The sequence below is a fragment of the Bordetella genomosp. 11 genome (assembly GCF_002261215.1).
Taxonomy (GTDB): domain Bacteria; phylum Pseudomonadota; class Gammaproteobacteria; order Burkholderiales; family Burkholderiaceae_B; genus Bordetella_C.
Genome location: NZ_NEVS01000004.1, coordinates 610326 through 625852 on the forward strand (window position 1 = coordinate 610326; position 15527 = coordinate 625852).

The following is a 15527-nucleotide window of genomic DNA, read 5'->3' on the forward strand; positions in this document are numbered from 1 at the left end:
GATTCCGGATTTCCATGACTATCATTCATAATCTTGGCTTCCCGCGCATCGGCGCCCAGCGCGAATTGAAACGCGCGGTCGAGTCCTATTGGGCCGGCAAGTCGTCGTTGGAGGACCTGCAGGAAACCGGACGCGAACTACGCGCCCGGCATTGGAAAGCCCAGGCCGATGCGGGCGTGGATCTGCTCCCGGTCGGCGACTTCGCGTGGTACGACCACGTGCTGGAATGGACCACATTGCTGGGTGCGGTTCCGGCGCGCTTCGGGCAGCCCGCCGATGCACCGGTCAGCCTGGATACTTTGTTTCGCATGGGCCGCGGCCGCGCGCCCACCGGTACCCCGGCCGCAGCCTGCGAGATGACGAAGTGGTTCGATACCAACTACCACTACATCGTCCCTGAGCTGACCCCGGGACAGACGTTCCGCGTCGCGCGCGAGTCGCTGTTCGAGCAGATACGCGAAGCCCTGGAGTCGGGCTATCGGGTCAAGCCCGTGATTCCCGGGCCGTTGACCTGGTTGTGGCTGGGCAAGGGGGACGCCTATGCCGGGCCGGGCGATGCCGCGAAGCTGGACCTGCTGGCGGCCCTGCTACCCGTCTACACCCAGGTCCTGCGGAGGATCGCCGAGCTGGGTGTCGAGTGGGTACAGATCGACGAGCCCATCCTGGCGCTGGATTTGCCCGCGGCATGGCGCGAAGCCTATGCCGAGACCTATACGCGTTTGTCCGGCGCTCCCTTGAAAGTGTTGGTGGCGACTTACTTCGACGGCTTGCGAGACAACCTGGCCACCGCGGCCGCCTTGCCGGTGGCGGGGCTGCACGTGGACCTCGTGCGCGCTCCGGAACAGCTTGCGCCGCTGCTGCAGGTCATCGGTTCGAAGGTCCTGTCGGCCGGTATCGTCAATGGCCGCAACATTTGGCGCACGGATCTGGACGCGGCATTGCGCGCGTTGGCGCCCGCCAAGGCCGCCCTGGGCGACCGGCTCTGGGTCGCTCCGTCCTGCTCGCTGCTGCACGTGCCGGTGGACCTGGGTTTCGAGACCGAGCTCGATGACGAGCTCAAGAGCTGGCTGTCTTTCGCGGTGCAGAAGCTGGACGAAGTGCGCACATTGGCGCACGCGCTGGATGACGCTCAGGATCCTGCGGTACAGGAAGCACTGCGGACGCAGCGCGCCGCGCTGGCCAACCGCGCCCAATCCCCGCGCATCCACAATCCCGCCGTCGCGCGTCGCATGGCTGCCGCCGACGACGTGCGGCGCGACCGTGCGCCGTTCGCGCGGCGCATCGCCCATCAGCAGGAAAAGCTTCGCCTGCCCGCATTTCCCACCACGACGATAGGCTCTTTCCCGCAGACAGCGGAGATCCGGGCGCTGCGGCGGGATTGGAAGGCCGGCGCGATCAGCGATTCGGCCTACGAAAGCGCGATCCGGAAGGAAATCGAGTCGGTCATCCGCTTCCAGGAGAACGTTGGCCTGGACGTCCTGGTGCATGGAGAACCGGAACGCAACGATATGGTCGAGTATTTCGGCGAACTGCTGGCCGGCTTTGCCTTCACGCGCAACGGCTGGGTGCAGAGCTATGGCTCGCGTTGCGTCAAACCGCCTGTGATCTTCGGCGACGTGGCGCGCCCCGCGCCGATGACGGTGGGGTGGTCCTCGTATGCGCAATCCCTGACGGACAAGCCCGTGAAGGGCATGCTGACGGGGCCGGTGACGATCCTGCAATGGTCTTTCGTCCGCGACGATCAGCCGCGCGAACAAACCTGCCGTCAATTGGCGCTGGCATTGCGCGACGAAGTCGTCGACCTGGAAAAAGCGGGCATCCGCGTGATCCAGATCGACGAACCGGCCATCCGCGAAGGCCTGCCGTTGCGCCGCGCCGACTGGCGCGCCTACCTTGACTGGGCGGTGGATTGCTTCCGCCTGTCCACCGGCGGCGTGCAAGAGGATACGCAAATCCATACCCATATGTGCTATGCGGAGTTCAACGACATCATCGAATCGATCGCCGCGATGGATGCCGACGTCATCACCATCGAAACCTCCCGCTCGAACATGGAACTGCTCAAGGCTTTCGAGGATTTCCGCTATCCCAACGACATCGGCCCGGGCGTATACGACATCCATTCGCCCAACGTCCCGGACGTCGAATGGATGGTGCAACTGATGGAAAAAGCCGCGGGCCGTCTGCCCAAAGAGCGCCTTTGGGTGAACCCGGACTGCGGCCTGAAGACGCGGGCATGGCCGGAAACCGAAGCCGCGCTGGTCAGCATGGTCGACGCTGCCCGCCAACTGCGCGCCCAGGCCTGACCGGCTCTACGGGCGTGGCGGGGCCGGTCTCCCCGCGGGGAACCGGCCCCGGTTTTTTGATAGAGGGCCGTGCGCTATACTTTGAAGGTTTTGTTGCCTTGCAGCAACCTTAGCTGACCACGCATGCCCCTGCCGCCGCCGGAAGTCTCCCGTACCCCCTTGCATACGCGCTCGATACGCGTGCAGGGCTATGTGCGCGAGGACGGCCTGTGGGACATCGAGGCCGAGCTCATCGATGTCAAGGCCTACGACTTCGTCAAGCATGAAGGCGATACGTTGCATGCCGGCCAGCCGGTGCATCATATGCACCTGCGTATCACCATCGATTCCGATTACACGATCGTGGCGGCGCAGGCGGTCTACGATGCGGCGCCCTATGGCGGACACTGCACGAGTATCGAGGACGCCTATCGGGACCTGGTCGGCATGAATCTGGTCCGGGGCTTTCGCCAGCAGGTCAAGACGCGTTTCGGACGTGTGGCCGGCTGTACGCACATGAGCGAACTCGCGCTGGTGCTGCCCACGGCCGCGGTGCAAACCATGGCCGGACGGCGCCGTGAAAACCCCGATCCCAGCAAGCGGCCCTTCCAGCTGGATGGCTGCCATGCGCTCAGTACCGACGGACCCGTGGTCCTCAAGTACTACCCCAAGTGGCATACCGGCGAAGTCCCGGCCGAGGATGCCGCTTCTGATTCCTCTCTTTTTTCCCATACGACCTGACAGGTAACACATGAAAATCCACGAGTATCAAGGCAAGGAACTGCTGAAGAAATTTGGCGTGACCGTGCCGCGCGGTATTCCCGCCTTCACCGTTGACGAAGCCGTAAGCGCGGCGGAAAAACTGGGCGGACCTGTCTGGGTCGTGAAGGCGCAGATTCACGCCGGCGGCCGCGGCAAGGGTGGCGGCGTCAAGCTGGCCCGCTCGATCGAAGAGGTCCGCAAGCTCTCCAGCGAAATCCTCGGCATGCAGCTGGTCACGCACCAGACCGGCCCGCAGGGCCAGAAGGTGAACCGCCTGTACATCGAGGAAGGCGCGGACATCCAGAAGGAATACTACGTTTCGCTGGTGACCGACCGCGCGACCCAGAAAGTCGCTTTGATCGCGTCGAGCGAAGGCGGCATGGACATCGAGGAAGTCGCGCATTCGTCGCCCGAGAAAATCGTCACCGAATACATCGATCCGCTGGTCGGCCTGACCGCCGAGCAGGGCAAGAAGGTGGCCGATGCCATCGGCATGCCCGCCGACTCGACCGCCCAGACGGTGGACCTGTTCCAGAAGCTCTACAAGTGCTACATGGAAACGGACGCGTCCCTGGTCGAAATCAATCCGCTGAACCGCGACAGCAAGGGCAACATCATCGCCCTGGACGCCAAGTTCAACTTCGACCCGAACGCGTTGTTCCGTCATCCCGAAATCGTCGCCTACCGCGACCTGGATGAAGAAGATCCGGCCGAAATCGAAGCCAGCAAGTTCGACCTGGCCTACATCCAGCTGGACGGCAACATCGGCTGCCTGGTGAACGGCGCCGGCCTGGCGATGGCCACCATGGACACCATCAAGCTGTTCGGCGGCGAGCCGGCCAACTTCCTGGACGTCGGCGGCGGCGCCACGGCGGAAAAAGTGACCGAAGCGTTCAAGATCATGCTCAAGAACAAGAGCGTGAAGGCCATCCTGGTCAATATCTTCGGCGGCATCATGCGCTGCGACGTGATCGCCGAGGGCGTGATCACCGCGTGCAAGGCCGTCAACCTGAACGTTCCGCTGGTGGTCCGCATGAAGGGCACCAACGAAGAACTCGGCAAGAAGATGCTGGCCGATTCCGGACTGCCCATTATCAGCGCCGACACCATGGCCGAAGCGGCCACCAAGGTCGTTGCCGCCGTCAAATAAGAAGTTATTGCCAAGGATTCACAAATGTCGATCTTGATCAACAAGGACACTAAAGTCATCACCCAAGGCATCACGGGCAAGACGGGTCAATTCCATACCCGTATGTGCCGCGACTACGCCAACGGCAAGGCCGCCTTCGTGGCTGGCGTGAACCCCAAGAAGGCGGGCGAGGACTTCGAAGGCATTCCCATCTACGCTTCGGTCAAGGACGCCAAGGCGGCCACCGGCGCGACCGTGTCGGTCATCTACGTGCCGCCCGCGGGCGCTGCCGCCGCGATCTGGGAAGCCGTGGAAGCCGAACTGGACCTGGCGATCTGCATCACCGAGGGCATCCCGGTTCGCGACATGCTGGAAGTGCGCAACCGCATGAAGCAAAAGGGCAGCAAGACCTTGCTGCTGGGACCCAACTGCCCCGGCCTGATCACGCCCGATGAAATCAAAATCGGCATCATGCCCGGACACATCCACCGTAAGGGCCGTATCGGCATTGTCAGCCGTTCCGGCACGCTGACCTACGAAGCCGTCGCCCAGGTGACGGAACTCGGTCTGGGGCAGTCCAGCGCCGTCGGTATCGGTGGCGACCCGATCAACGGCCTGAAGCACATCGACGTGCTGAAGCTGTTCAATGACGATCCCGACACCGACGCCGTCATCATGATCGGCGAAATCGGCGGTCCGGACGAAGTCGCCGCTGCCGAGTGGGCCAAGGACAACATGAAGAAGCCGGTTGTTGGCTTCATCGCGGGTGTCACGGCGCCTCCCGGAAAGCGCATGGGCCACGCCGGCGCGCTGATTTCCGGCGGAGCCGATACGGCCGACGCGAAGCTGGAAGTCATGGAAGCCTGCGGCATCCGGACGACGCGCAACCCGTCCGAGATGGGCAAGCTGCTGAAGTCGGTGCTGTAATCGCCTACCGGCCATAACGCCGGGGCGCGCATCGTCGCCGCGCCCCGGCGCCGGATGCAGTTCGGAGCCCGCCTTATGGCGGGCTTTTTCACGTCTGCCTTTTTCTTCCGCTTCATTCGCGCCGCATGCAGCGATATTCGGAATGGAGTGCGGTTGTTGTTCAGTTCGCGGTCAGTTTGAATTCAGTTTATATTAAGTTTCTATTCAGTTTTAATTCAGGAATCAGATTCTCTTCGGTGCTCGGTATGGTTAATGCAGGGAAGAATGATGGGGGGCGCGCTCCTGGCGATGTTCAGATAATAGTCAGATAAAAGAAAGGTATATGAAAGATACTCGGTTTTAAGCTCAGCTGTATGTCATCAAGCTGACAAAAAACCTGCGGTTTTCCCTCAGAAATCCAACAAACAGCTGAACGTTTTGTCTATGCCTCGATATAATGTTCGGCGTCCCCCGCGATAAATAAACTTAGCGCCACGCGATTTTCCCGATCGCCGCGCAGGGATGGGGTTCGGCTTTTTCAAACCATTGAGGGATCGAGGAACGAGGGGTATGGAATTAACACAAGCCGCTTTCTGGCTCGCGCTTCTGCAAATCATCTGGGTCAATATCCTTCTGTCCGGGGATAACGCCGTGGTCATCGCGCTCGCGGCCCGTTCGCTACCGCCTACCCAGCAGAAGAAAGCCATCGTCATTGGTTCGGCCGCCGCCATCATCATGCGGATCGTCCTGACGCTGGTGGCCGCCAAACTCCTGTTGCTGCCCTGGCTGAAACTCATAGGCGCGGTCCTGCTGGTCTACATCGGCGTGTCGTTGCTGATGCCGGAAGACGAGGACGACGGCGATGCCAAGTCCCATGGCAATCTGCTTTCCGCCATCCGCACCATCATGATCGCCGACCTGGTGATGAGCCTGGATAACGTCGTGGCGGTTGCCGCCGCCGCCATGGGCGACACCACCCTGCTGGTCGTGGGCCTGGCCATCAGCATTCCACTGGTTATCTTCGGCAGCACGCTGCTGCTGAAGGTCATCGAGCGCTTCCCGCTGATCGTATGGGTGGGCGCCGCGCTGCTGGGCTTCATCGCCGGCGAGCTGCTGGTGGGCGATCCGGCGCTGCACGAGTCGGTGGTGCGCATCGACTCCGCACTGGGGACGACCGAGCATAACCTTGCCTTGATGGCGGGTGCCTGCGGCGCGATCCTGGTGCTAATGCTGGGCAAGGTCATGATTGCCCGGCGCCACTCTGACAAAAATCTTAAACGGTCGGAGCAAATCTGACGAAAAGCTGAATTACAATCCCCGGACAGGGCCGATGCCCGCCACCATGCAGAACGCTGGTGCGCGGGCTGCTTATTTGCTCCAATCGGCTTGAATGAAAACCGTGTTGTGGGGGTTGTGACGTGCTTGAATTCTTCCAGACGCTCAGTTGGGCGGCCGTTTTCCAGATCATCCTGATCGATATCCTGTTGGGCGGCGACAACGCCGTGGTCATCGCGCTGGCCTGCCGCAACCTGGCACCCAAGCAGCGGATGCAGGGCATCCTGTGGGGCACCGCCGGCGCCATCCTGCTGCGGGTCGTGCTGATTGCCTTCGCCCTGACCCTGTTGAACATTCCTTTCCTGAAGGTCGTAGGCGGCCTGTTGCTGCTGTGGATCGGCGTCAAGCTGCTGCTGCCGGAAGAGGAAGGGCACGACAAGATCAAGGGCGGCGCGTCCATCGTTTCCGCGATCAAGACGATCATCGTCGCGGATTTCGTCATGAGCCTGGACAACGTCATCGCCATTGCCGGCGCCGCGCAGAATGCCGATCCCAGCCACCAGATCGGGCTTGTGGTGTTCGGCCTGCTGGTCAGCGTGCCGATCATCATCTGGGGTTCCACCCTGGTGCTCAAGCTCATCGACCGCTATCCGCTGGTGGTTATGTTCGGTGCCGGCCTGCTGGGCTGGATCGCGGGCGGGATGGTTATTACCGACGTTGTTGTCGAAGGTCAATTCGGGCCGCAGCCGGCTATGGTTAAATTGGGCGCTGAAATAGCCGGCGCGCTGTTCGTCGTTCTTTTGGGACGGTGGCTGGCAAGCCGCAAGGTCGTCTCCAAGGAATCCGTGCATGAGTCTGCTTAAAACTGGTAAATCCCAGCAATCCGAAACGGGCCTGAGCCTGCTCCAAGGCCTGTTCATCCTCGCCGTGCTGGGGATTATTGTGACCGTGGTGGCCGCCCATTTCGCTTGAGCGTCCACCTGTGTCCCAACCTAGCCGTTTGATCATTGCCACCCGGGCAAGCCGCTTGGCGCTGTGGCAGGCCGAGCACGTGCGGGGCCGCCTGCTGGCCCTGTATCCGCACTGTGCGGTGGAGCTCCTGACGCTGACCTCGCGAGGCGACCAGATCCTGGATCGGACGCTTTCGAAGGTCGGCGGCAAGGGCTTGTTCGTCAAGGAACTGGAAAACGCGCTCCTGGACGGCCGGGCCGATCTGGCGGTGCATTCGCTCAAGGATGTGCCTATCGATCTGCAGGCTTCCTTCGAGCTGTGCGCCATGCTCGAGCGCGCCGATCCCCGCGATGCCTTCGTATCCAACCGGTACGGGGCACTCCGGGATCTGCCGGAGGGCGCGGTGGTCGGCACTTCCAGCCTGCGCCGCGAATCCCAGATTCGCGCGCGTTACCCGCACCTCGTGGTGCGCCCTTTGCGTGGCAATCTGGATACGCGGCTCGCCAAACTCGATGCCGGCGGCTATGACGCGATCGTATTGGCGGCTGCCGGACTCGAACGCCTGGGGCTGGCGCAGCGCATCCGCGCCGTCCTGGACGTCGAGGAAAGCCTGCCAGCCGCGGGGCAGGGGGCATTGGGCATCGAAATCCGCGCGGATCGCGATGACGCCCGCGCATGGCTGGCACCGCTGGCCTCGGCGCGCACCACAGCGTGCGTGACCGCCGAAAGGACGGTGTCGCGCACGCTCGGCGGTTCCTGCCAGGTGCCCCTGGGCGCCTATGCCACCAGCGACGGCACCAGCCTGCATTTGAGAGCGCTGGTCGCGTCGGCAGACGGTACGCGCGTGCTGCACGCCGAAGGCTCCGGCCCGGCGACGCAGGCCGAGTCCATAGGCGCGGCAGTGGCCCGGGAATTGTTGGACAAGGGCGCTTCTTCGCTCCTGGCCGAACTGCCGGCGCACGACTGAGCCGCCTCGCGGAGCGCGCGTGATGCCGAACGAGGCCCAGACGGCAATACTGACGCGTCCCGTGGGGCGCAACGAAGTACTGGCCACCCGCTTGCACGCGGCCGGCTGGCAGGTCCGGGCGTGGCCGGCGCTGAGTATCGAGCCGCTCGCCGCGGGGCCGGAGGGCATACCCCTGCCCGGCGATTTCGATCTGGCGGTGTTCGTCAGCGGCAACGCCGCGGCGCAATACCTGGAGCAACTGCGGGCGCTCGGCATGGCGGCCTGGCCCTCGTCCTGTATTGCCGCGGCCGTGGGACCCGCGACGGCCGCCCGCCTGCGGCAATCCGGCCAGTTGGACACGCAGTGCGCTATCGTCCATCCTGGCGCCGAGGCGCCACGCCACGATTCCGAAGCCTTGTGGGAGCTGTTGGCCGCGCGCGGACCCATTCCGCGCCGGGTGCTGCTGGTACGGGGTACCGCCGGCCGCGATTGGCTGGCGGAACAGCTTCATGGCCACGGAGCTTCGGTGCGCCTGCATGCGGTCTACCGGCGGGTACCGGCGCGCTGGGAGGCCGATGCGCTGGCGCAGCTGGGCCGCTGGGCGGCGGATGCGCATTATCCTACCTGGCTGCTGACCAGCGGCGAGAGTATCGACGCGGTAAGGGCGAACGTGGCGCGTGCGGCCACCGAAACCTGGTGGGACGCCTGTCGTTTTATCGTCACCCATCCGCGGCTGGTCGACCGGCTAGCGCTTTCCGATGCCTCCGCCAGGCGGGCGGTACGGGTTTGCGCACCGGCAGAGGATGCCATCTTTAATGCTTTTGTTTCGGCTTGAGTCATCGTTTCGCATTTGTACCGAATACAATCGCCCCATGACAGAAAAGACTCCTGCCACCGATCCGGCCGCGGCGCCGGTCGTCTCCAATAATCCGACATCGGCCGACATGAAATCCGCTGGCCCGAAGAACGCCGCGTCCAGTCCTCCGTCGCCTCGCGCGGCGCGCAAAGGCGGGGCTTCCCCGCTGGTCGCAACCCTCGTTGTCGTCGTCCTGCTGGCGCTGGTCCTCGTGGCCGCCCTATGGATGCAACGGCAGCAGTTCCTGGCGGCGGGCCGCGAAATCGCCACCCGGCTGGATGCGCTGAACAGCGCGTTGAACCAGACGCGATCGGAGACGCGGCAGGCCTTGGCCCTGGCGCAGGTGCAGAGCGACAAGGTCGCCGCGCTGGAAGCCTCGGTGCAGGAAACGCAAAGCCAATACACGGCCCTGGAACAGGCATGGCAGGACTTCAACGACAACGTCAGCGATGACGTCCTCATCAACGATGTCGAACGGTTGCTGACGATCGCCGACCAGCAGTTGCGGCTCGGCGGAAGCGTAAGCAATGCCATCGTCGCCATGGAAACGGCGCAATCGCGCTTGGCGCGCGCGGGGCGGCCACGCTATGCCAGCCTTCAGCAGACCATCAACGGCGATCTGGATCGCCTGCGCGCGGTCAAGACCATCGACGTGCCCATCCAGGCGGGCCGTATCGAACGCCTGGTCGCCCTGGTGGGCAAGGCGCCCCTTCTGGTACCCGATGCCGTGACGGCCGGCGCCGGCTCGGCGGCGCCCGCGGATGCTCCGGCGGCCGCCGGCCCCGCGCCCGCCCCCGTAGGGCCAGATCTGCCGCCGGATGCCGCCTGGTGGCAGCGCTGGCGCGCGGAGATCGCCTCCTGGCCCGCCCGCGCCGGCGGCGCCCTGGCGCATGAGCTGGGCGACCTGGTGCGTGTGCAGCGCGTGGACGAACCGGCCGCCTTGCTGCTGTCGACGGAGCAGGCGGAACAACTGCGTTCCACGCTGCGCCAGCGCTTGCTGACGGTGCAGTTGGCGCTGCTGATGCGTCAGCCCGTTATCTGGAAGAACGAACTGGATACCGTGAGCCGCACGTTGGATACCTATTACGACCGCCGTTCGCCCGATACCCTGGCCGCGCTCGGCCTGGCGCGTGAGCTGGCGCAGATCCAGATCGCGACACCCATGCCGGACCTGTCGGACAGTCTGAGCGCCATCGCGGCGCTGCGCGCGGACGGTTCGGGCACCGTCAAAGGGCGGGACTAAACCATGCGCGCCTGGTTCTGGACGCTATTGCTGGCGGTTGTCGCGGTTGCCGTGGCGGTGGTCCTGCGGGCCCACCCCGGCAATGTATTGCTGCTGGTCTGGCCGTATCGCGTGGAGCTCTCGCTGACCCTCGCGGTGTTGCTGTTGATCGCGCTATTCGTGGCCATTTACGTGGGGCTGCGGCTGCTGGCGTGGCTGTTGGCCATCCCGGAACGCATGCGCGCCTGGCGCGGGCGCCGCGCCCAGGCGCGCGACCACGAATTGCTCGAGCGTGGGTGGATCGGCTTGCTGGAAGGCCGCTATTCGCATGCCGAGAAGGACCTCGCCAAGCTGCTCGATCAGACCAAAGGCCGCAATCGCCGTGTGCTGGCCGCCCTATCGGCGGCGCGCGCCGCGCAGGGCCTGGGCGAATTCGTGCGGCGAGACGTCATGCTGGACCGGGCGCGGGAAGCCGCGGATAGCGAGCCAGGCCTCATCGAGGCCGTGGCCACCGTTACCGCCGACCTGCTGCTGGAGCAGGGGCAGCCGGCCCGCGCCCTGGAAGTGCTGGCTCCGCTGCAGGACGGAGGCGCGCGACATCTGAATACGATGCGCCTGCTGTTGCGCGCCGAGCGCGCGCTCGGCCATCACGAGCAGGTGTTTACGCTGGCGCGGGCGCTGTCGCGCCGTGGCGCCATGGCGCGCGACGAAGCCCTCCGCGTCATCGGCGTCTCGGGCGCGGCACGCCTGCGTGCCGCCGCCGACGGCGATACGTGGCGTCCCATCTGGAAGGATCTCAAGGCGGAAGAACGCCTGCTGCCCGATATTGCCCTGGCCGGAGCGGCCGCCTTCGAAGCGGCCGGCGAGGCAGACGAGGCGGCGCGCATACTCGAGGCCGCCATCGCGCACGGCTTCGATGCGCGGCTGTTGGCGGCCTATTCGCGCTGTGATGCATCCCAGGTGCCGCGGCGCCTGGAGCGTGCCGAGAAATGGCTGCAGCAGCGTCCGACCGATCCGGACGTGCTGTGCGCGCTTGGCGTGCTCTGTCTCACTGGACAGCTGTGGGGGCAGGGCGAGCGCTATCTGAGGCGAGCCGTGGAACGTCGTCCCGACGCCCGCACGCACGCCTTGCTGGGCAGCCTGTATGACCGCCTGGATCGCCAGAACGACGCCGTGCGGCATTGGCGCCTGGCCACGGCGGCAGGGATTGCGCTGCCGGTGCTGGCCGCCGACGAAGCCTTGCCGGCTGCCGACACGCATGCCGATCCCTCGCGCGTGGATCCTGAAAGCGGATTCCTGTCGGACGCCGCGGAAGCCCCCGCGCCCGCCAGCGTCTACGTCCACGAGGCGCTGCCCGTGGAGGCGCCGGCCGCCGATTACGTCCTCGACCCGGATGCGCGGGGCCATGCGCATCCGGCGCCGGTCGAGCCCGCGCCGTCGTCGCCCTCGCCGGTGGCAAGGCCCGCCGAAGCGCCCGTCGATGTCGAGGATTACTTCGATAGCGCGCCGATCCCCGTTGCCGGGCTGGACGAAGAAGAACCCGAGCCGCCCGCGTCGACGCCATCCCGACGCGATAATGGCCCGGGCGACGCGCCGGCCAAGTCCGGCGGCCACGGCAAGTCCTGAATTTTTTCCTTCAAGAAGGCTGAACCATGAGTCTCGATCGTGTCCCTCCCGGCTCCAAGCTGCCGGATGAATTCAATGTCATCATCGAAATTCCCATGAACGCGGATCCCGTGAAGTACGAGGTCGACAAGGACACGGGCGCCGTGTTCGTCGATCGCTTCATGCTGACCGCCATGCACTATCCGTGCAACTACGGCTATATTCCGCAGACCCTGTCCGAGGACGGCGATCCGGCGGATGTCCTGGTGGTTACGCCGTTTCCCATCCAGATCGGCTCGGTGATCCGCTGCCGTGCGTTGGGCGTGCTCGAAATGGATGACGAATCGGGCGGCGATGCCAAGCTGCTGGCCGTGCCTGTCGACAAGCTTTACCCGCCTTACCGCCACATCAAGTCGTACCAGGATCTGCCTGAAGAAGATATCGCCCGCATCCAGCACTTCTTCGAGCACTACAAGGATCTGGAAAAGGGCAAGTGGGTCAAGGTGAAAGGCTGGAAGGGCGTCGATGCCGCGCACGAGGAAATCACGCGTAGCGCGGAGCGTCACGCGAAAGGCGCCAAATAAGCACTCGGCGGGTCCCGCGGAGGTTCGGAGGGGCTGGCGATGCCGGCCCCTTTTGCATTTCCGCGAACGGCCGGGACGCCAGCGGCGCGCGGGCGGACGCTGGCCGGCAGGCTTTCGGTTCGCTGAATAGCCGAGGCGGCTGGACATCCGTACGCCCGAAGGGGTTAGCACCTGCTGTCCAAGCGGCGCGAAACGATTACACTCGCGCATGATTATTTCAGCACCGGTCGCCCGGTTGCGTCTTCAACGAGGTCAACAGCATGGACTATGTTTTGCCCCCTCAGCCCGTCGTCGCCGTTCCGGTAGCGGGCAGCGCCGCCTTATTCCCGGTTCGCCGCGTGTATTGCGTTGGACGCAATTACGCCGAGCATGCCAAAGAAATGGGCTTTACCGGCCGCGAGGATCCGTTCTTTTTCTGCAAGCCCGCCGATGCCATCATCGCGGTGCGCGACGGTGAAACGGGGAAGATGCCCTATCCGTCCAAGACGTCGAACCTGCACTACGAAATGGAGCTGGTCGTAGCGATCGGGAAGGCGGGCAAGGACATTCCGGTCGAGAAGGCCAACGAGCATATCTGGGGTTACGCCCTGGGCCTGGACATGACGCGCCGCGATTTGCAGGGCGAAGCCAAAAAGCTGGGACGTCCGTGGGAAGTGGGCAAGGGCTTCGATCAATCCGCGCCGCTGGGCCCGATCCATCCCGTCAGCAAGACCGGTATCCTGGAAAAAGCGGACATCTGGCTGGATGTGAACGGTACCCGCAAGCAGGGCAGCAACATCAGTGAGCTGATCTGGAACATTCCGGAGAGCATTGCCTATCTGTCCGGCTTGTTCGAGCTGCAACCCGGCGACCTGATCTTTACCGGCACGCCGGAAGGCGTCGGCCCGGTCGTCAGGAACGACGTAATGGTGGGTGGTGTCGCGGGCCTGGGCGAACTGCGTGTCCAGGTAGTGTGAACGACCGGTGCCGCGACGGGCACGGTCAAATCAAGGAGAGCAAACCATGCGCTCGAAAATGATGCTGACGACATTGGTGGTCTTTGCGATGGTCCTGGCAGGATGCAATACGGTCGCCGGCGCCGGCAAGGATCTGCAGCGCGCGGGCAATGCCATCAGTAACGCCGCGGAAAAGTAGAACGCGCGTCGCTCATCATGGCCAGAACGCCGCCCTCGAGGGCGGCGTTTTGCTTTTTCGCGCAGTGTGACGGTTTGATCCAGCTCGGCATGTACGAATTGGCGCAGCGTCTTGCCTTGCGCAAACTGGATGCCTACCAGTTCTACGGAGGCACCCATGCGCAAACATCGTCGGCGGCAGCTTGGCCAGGGAATGACCGAATACATTATCGTGGTCGCGCTGGTCGCGGTGGCGGCCATTGCGGTGTACCAGTTGTTCGGCCAGGTCGTGCGTTCGCAGACCGCGGCGATGGCCCGGGAACTGGCGGGAGAAAGCGGCGCCGAACAATCGCGCGCGGCGCAGGCCGCCGCGGGCAAGGCGGCTGCCCAGGCCAAGGCCAAATCGCTCAAATCGTTTACCGGTAATGCCGGAGCCGCGCAATGAAGCGGTGTTGCCGGGCGCGGGGGCAAGCCCTGCCGTTGGCCCTGGGCCTGGCCGGTCTGGGCGCCTTGTCCCTGATCCTGCTGTACAACCTGGGGCAGACCATCGCGGCGCGGGCTCGGCTGACCCATGCGGCTGACGCCGCCGCATACAGCGGCGCCTTGATACAAGCGCGCGCGCTGAACTTGCTTGCCTACATCAACCGCGCCCAGATCGGGCACCAGGTGGCGATGGCGCATCTTGTCACCCTGGCGACGTGGACGCAGTTCGGATACGCGGAGCGACAGCGCGTCTTGCGTGGCAACCCACCCGCCAGAGTCATTGCAATGCTGTTCGGAGCGGCTCATGGGCAGGCCTATGCAAGCGCATACTCGGCGGCGAATGCGGATGCCTTGGTCGCGCGCTTCGCGCAGGCCTATCGGCGCCATGACACTACCGTCCATCGCGTGCTGGCGGCCTCCGCACGGCAAACGCTGGCGCATTTGCCCGACAGTCGTTCGCTTGCCATGCGTGCGGTGGTCCAGGCGAATTACCCGGAATTCCCGGTAACCGTCGCAATGGGTGCCGACCGCGCTTCACGCGCAGCCCTGCATCTTGACGTGGGGGCCGACGACTGGCCCGGTTTCGTCCGGACGCACGCGGGCAATCGCGCGAGTGTCCTGCGATCCACGGTGCTCGCGGCGGTGGACCGCTACGGTTTTCTCGGGCCGCGCAACAAGGATGCACGCAACGGCTGGCCGGTCAGTTTCCGCTGTCCTGCATGGCGGCATGAGTTGCGGCGACGCGGCGGTACGCGGCTGGGGGCGGATGGCCTGTGGCGTTCCATCGACACACAGTCGTTTCACAAGCTTCGGTCCAACAAGTACATAGGCTGCTACTACCGTGAACGGCCCATGAAAAAGGAGAGCCAGCATTTACGCGGCTCTCCAGGGCGTTTTAGGGTACAAATGGGGTTGAGGGTACAAATCAGGGTACAAGTTCATCTACCCACTTTCGCAGGTCCTCCGCCTTCCACACCACGACCTTGGGTGTCAGGTTGATCCCCTTGGGAAACTTCCCGGCATTGAGCTGGCGGTAGATTTCCGACCGGGAGATGCCGACCACGCGCGGCAGGTCCTTCATGCGATACAGCAGCTTCTCCGGCGCTGCGGGCTGGTTGGTCATGGTCTCGTTCATTCGTCTTCCTTTGGAACCGCGCCGACGCCGGCCGCCACACACCCGCCGTGGACCAGCCCTTCCTGGCCGGAGGCGGGATTCTGCCCCTCGACCTGGGTGGGTCCACGTCGATGTTCCGGCGCGACGAACTCATGGTCAAACGGCGGCGCATCGGCGGGGGCGCCAAGTGGCGGCAGATGGACGCTACCGCCGCGCGGAAATCCGCAGACGACACAGCAGCGTTGCCGCTTGAACTGCGGGCGCGCCGGCCGTTCTGGAGTGCCGGTGAAACCCATC

At 64.4% G+C, this 15527-nt stretch carries 18 protein-coding genes; 16 read left to right on the forward strand and 2 right to left on the reverse strand.

What is annotated here, in order from left to right:
* Window positions 1-14 precede the first annotated feature (14 nt).
* The 16 genes from metE to CAL28_RS29465 all read left to right on the forward strand — a co-directional run bounded on the left by metE (window position 15) and on the right by CAL28_RS29465 (window position 15115).
* Window positions 15-2306, forward strand: coding sequence for a 5-methyltetrahydropteroyltriglutamate--homocysteine S-methyltransferase (gene metE, locus CAL28_RS10370; RefSeq protein ID WP_094841306.1), 2292 nt, complete (start codon window positions 15-17; stop codon window positions 2304-2306).
* A 123-nt stretch (window positions 2307-2429) separates the two neighbouring features.
* Window positions 2430-3026, forward strand: coding sequence for a DUF2889 domain-containing protein (locus CAL28_RS10375; RefSeq protein ID WP_094841307.1), 597 nt, complete (start codon window positions 2430-2432; stop codon window positions 3024-3026).
* A gap of 10 nt (window positions 3027-3036) precedes the next feature.
* Window positions 3037-4197 carry an ADP-forming succinate--CoA ligase subunit beta gene (gene sucC, locus CAL28_RS10380; protein ID WP_094841308.1) on the forward strand — a complete coding sequence of 387 codons (1161 nt, stop codon included), beginning with the start codon at window positions 3037-3039 and terminating at the stop codon, window positions 4195-4197.
* A gap of 24 nt (window positions 4198-4221) precedes the next feature.
* Window positions 4222-5103, forward strand: coding sequence for a succinate--CoA ligase subunit alpha (gene sucD, locus CAL28_RS10385; RefSeq protein WP_094841309.1), 882 nt, complete (start codon window positions 4222-4224; stop codon window positions 5101-5103).
* A gap of 549 nt (window positions 5104-5652) precedes the next feature.
* Entirely contained in the window at window positions 5653-6378 is a 726-nt protein-coding gene (locus CAL28_RS10390; RefSeq protein WP_094841310.1) for a TerC family protein, read from the forward strand.
* A gap of 122 nt (window positions 6379-6500) precedes the next feature.
* Window positions 6501-7220, forward strand: a complete 720-nt coding sequence (locus CAL28_RS10395; protein ID WP_094841311.1) for a TerC family protein — start codon at window positions 6501-6503, stop codon at window positions 7218-7220.
* Window positions 7207-7329 (forward strand): hypothetical protein, encoded by a 123-nt coding sequence (locus CAL28_RS29980; protein WP_254926078.1) that lies wholly within the window; start codon window positions 7207-7209, stop codon window positions 7327-7329. Before CAL28_RS10395 ends, CAL28_RS29980 begins: the two co-directional genes overlap by 14 nt.
* A gap of 10 nt (window positions 7330-7339) precedes the next feature.
* Entirely contained in the window at window positions 7340-8275 is a 936-nt protein-coding gene (hemC, locus tag CAL28_RS10400) for a hydroxymethylbilane synthase (protein ID WP_094841312.1), read from the forward strand.
* A 22-nt stretch (window positions 8276-8297) separates the two neighbouring features.
* Complete coding sequence (locus CAL28_RS10405; RefSeq protein WP_094841313.1) at window positions 8298-9089, forward strand: uroporphyrinogen-III synthase; 792 nt, start codon at window positions 8298-8300, stop codon at window positions 9087-9089.
* A gap of 37 nt (window positions 9090-9126) precedes the next feature.
* Complete coding sequence (locus CAL28_RS10410) at window positions 9127-10353, forward strand: uroporphyrinogen-III C-methyltransferase (RefSeq protein WP_094841314.1); 1227 nt, start codon at window positions 9127-9129, stop codon at window positions 10351-10353.
* Window positions 10354-10356: 3 nt separating this feature from the next.
* Window positions 10357-11958, forward strand: a complete 1602-nt coding sequence (locus tag CAL28_RS10415) for a heme biosynthesis HemY N-terminal domain-containing protein (RefSeq protein WP_094841315.1) — start codon at window positions 10357-10359, stop codon at window positions 11956-11958.
* A 26-nt stretch (window positions 11959-11984) separates the two neighbouring features.
* The gene (ppa, locus tag CAL28_RS10420; protein ID WP_094841316.1) at window positions 11985-12521 is read left to right on the forward strand and encodes an inorganic diphosphatase; all 537 of its coding nucleotides are present in this window, start codon (window positions 11985-11987) and stop codon (window positions 12519-12521) included.
* Between the two features lie 260 nt (window positions 12522-12781).
* Window positions 12782-13477, forward strand: coding sequence for a fumarylacetoacetate hydrolase family protein (locus CAL28_RS10425; protein WP_094841317.1), 696 nt, complete (start codon window positions 12782-12784; stop codon window positions 13475-13477).
* Window positions 13478-13523: 46 nt separating this feature from the next.
* On the forward strand, window positions 13524-13655 hold the full coding sequence (locus tag CAL28_RS10430; protein ID WP_094841318.1) for an entericidin A/B family lipoprotein: 132 nt from the start codon (window positions 13524-13526) through the stop codon (window positions 13653-13655).
* A 156-nt stretch (window positions 13656-13811) separates the two neighbouring features.
* Window positions 13812-14078, forward strand: coding sequence for a hypothetical protein (locus CAL28_RS10435; protein ID WP_094841319.1), 267 nt, complete (start codon window positions 13812-13814; stop codon window positions 14076-14078).
* A gap of 65 nt (window positions 14079-14143) precedes the next feature.
* Window positions 14144-15115 (forward strand): hypothetical protein, encoded by a 972-nt coding sequence (locus CAL28_RS29465; RefSeq protein WP_254926079.1) that lies wholly within the window; start codon window positions 14144-14146, stop codon window positions 15113-15115.
* Here the strand turns inward: CAL28_RS29465 and CAL28_RS10440 are convergent.
* Both CAL28_RS10440 and CAL28_RS10445 read right to left on the reverse strand, forming a co-directional pair.
* Window positions 15042-15251 carry a helix-turn-helix transcriptional regulator gene (locus CAL28_RS10440; RefSeq protein ID WP_094841320.1) on the reverse strand — a complete coding sequence of 70 codons (210 nt, stop codon included), beginning with the start codon at window positions 15249-15251 and terminating at the stop codon, window positions 15042-15044. The genes CAL28_RS29465 and CAL28_RS10440 overlap by 74 nt on opposite strands.
* Window positions 15248-15526, reverse strand: coding sequence for a hypothetical protein (locus CAL28_RS10445; RefSeq protein WP_094841321.1), 279 nt, complete (start codon window positions 15524-15526; stop codon window positions 15248-15250). Before CAL28_RS10445 ends, CAL28_RS10440 begins: the two co-directional genes overlap by 4 nt.
* Window position 15527: the final 1 nt, after the last annotated feature.

Bases quoted from the DNA above. Each gene is read 5' to 3' on its own strand.
- CAL28_RS10430 (WP_094841318.1), top strand. From the start codon at position 13,524: ATGCGCTCGAAAATGATGCTGACGACATTGGTGGTCTTTGCGATGGTC.
- CAL28_RS10425 (WP_094841317.1), top strand. From the start codon at position 12,782: ATGGACTATGTTTTGCCCCCTCAGCCCGTCGTCGCCGTTCCGGTAGCG.
- CAL28_RS10445 (WP_094841321.1), bottom strand. From the start codon at position 15,526: ATGGGTTTCACCGGCACTCCAGAACGGCCGGCGCGCCCGCAGTTCAAG.
- CAL28_RS29980 (WP_254926078.1), top strand. From the start codon at position 7,207: ATGAGTCTGCTTAAAACTGGTAAATCCCAGCAATCCGAAACGGGCCTG.
- CAL28_RS10375 (WP_094841307.1), top strand. From the start codon at position 2,430: ATGCCCCTGCCGCCGCCGGAAGTCTCCCGTACCCCCTTGCATACGCGC.
- metE (WP_094841306.1), top strand. From the start codon at position 15: ATGACTATCATTCATAATCTTGGCTTCCCGCGCATCGGCGCCCAGCGC.
- CAL28_RS10435 (WP_094841319.1), top strand. From the start codon at position 13,812: ATGCGCAAACATCGTCGGCGGCAGCTTGGCCAGGGAATGACCGAATAC.
- CAL28_RS10410 (WP_094841314.1), top strand. From the start codon at position 9,127: ATGACAGAAAAGACTCCTGCCACCGATCCGGCCGCGGCGCCGGTCGTC.
- CAL28_RS10415 (WP_094841315.1), top strand. From the start codon at position 10,357: ATGCGCGCCTGGTTCTGGACGCTATTGCTGGCGGTTGTCGCGGTTGCC.
- CAL28_RS10390 (WP_094841310.1), top strand. From the start codon at position 5,653: ATGGAATTAACACAAGCCGCTTTCTGGCTCGCGCTTCTGCAAATCATC.
- sucD (WP_094841309.1), top strand. From the start codon at position 4,222: ATGTCGATCTTGATCAACAAGGACACTAAAGTCATCACCCAAGGCATC.
- CAL28_RS10440 (WP_094841320.1), bottom strand. From the start codon at position 15,251: ATGAACGAGACCATGACCAACCAGCCCGCAGCGCCGGAGAAGCTGCTG.
- ppa (WP_094841316.1), top strand. From the start codon at position 11,985: ATGAGTCTCGATCGTGTCCCTCCCGGCTCCAAGCTGCCGGATGAATTC.
- sucC (WP_094841308.1), top strand. From the start codon at position 3,037: ATGAAAATCCACGAGTATCAAGGCAAGGAACTGCTGAAGAAATTTGGC.
- CAL28_RS10405 (WP_094841313.1), top strand. From the start codon at position 8,298: ATGCCGAACGAGGCCCAGACGGCAATACTGACGCGTCCCGTGGGGCGC.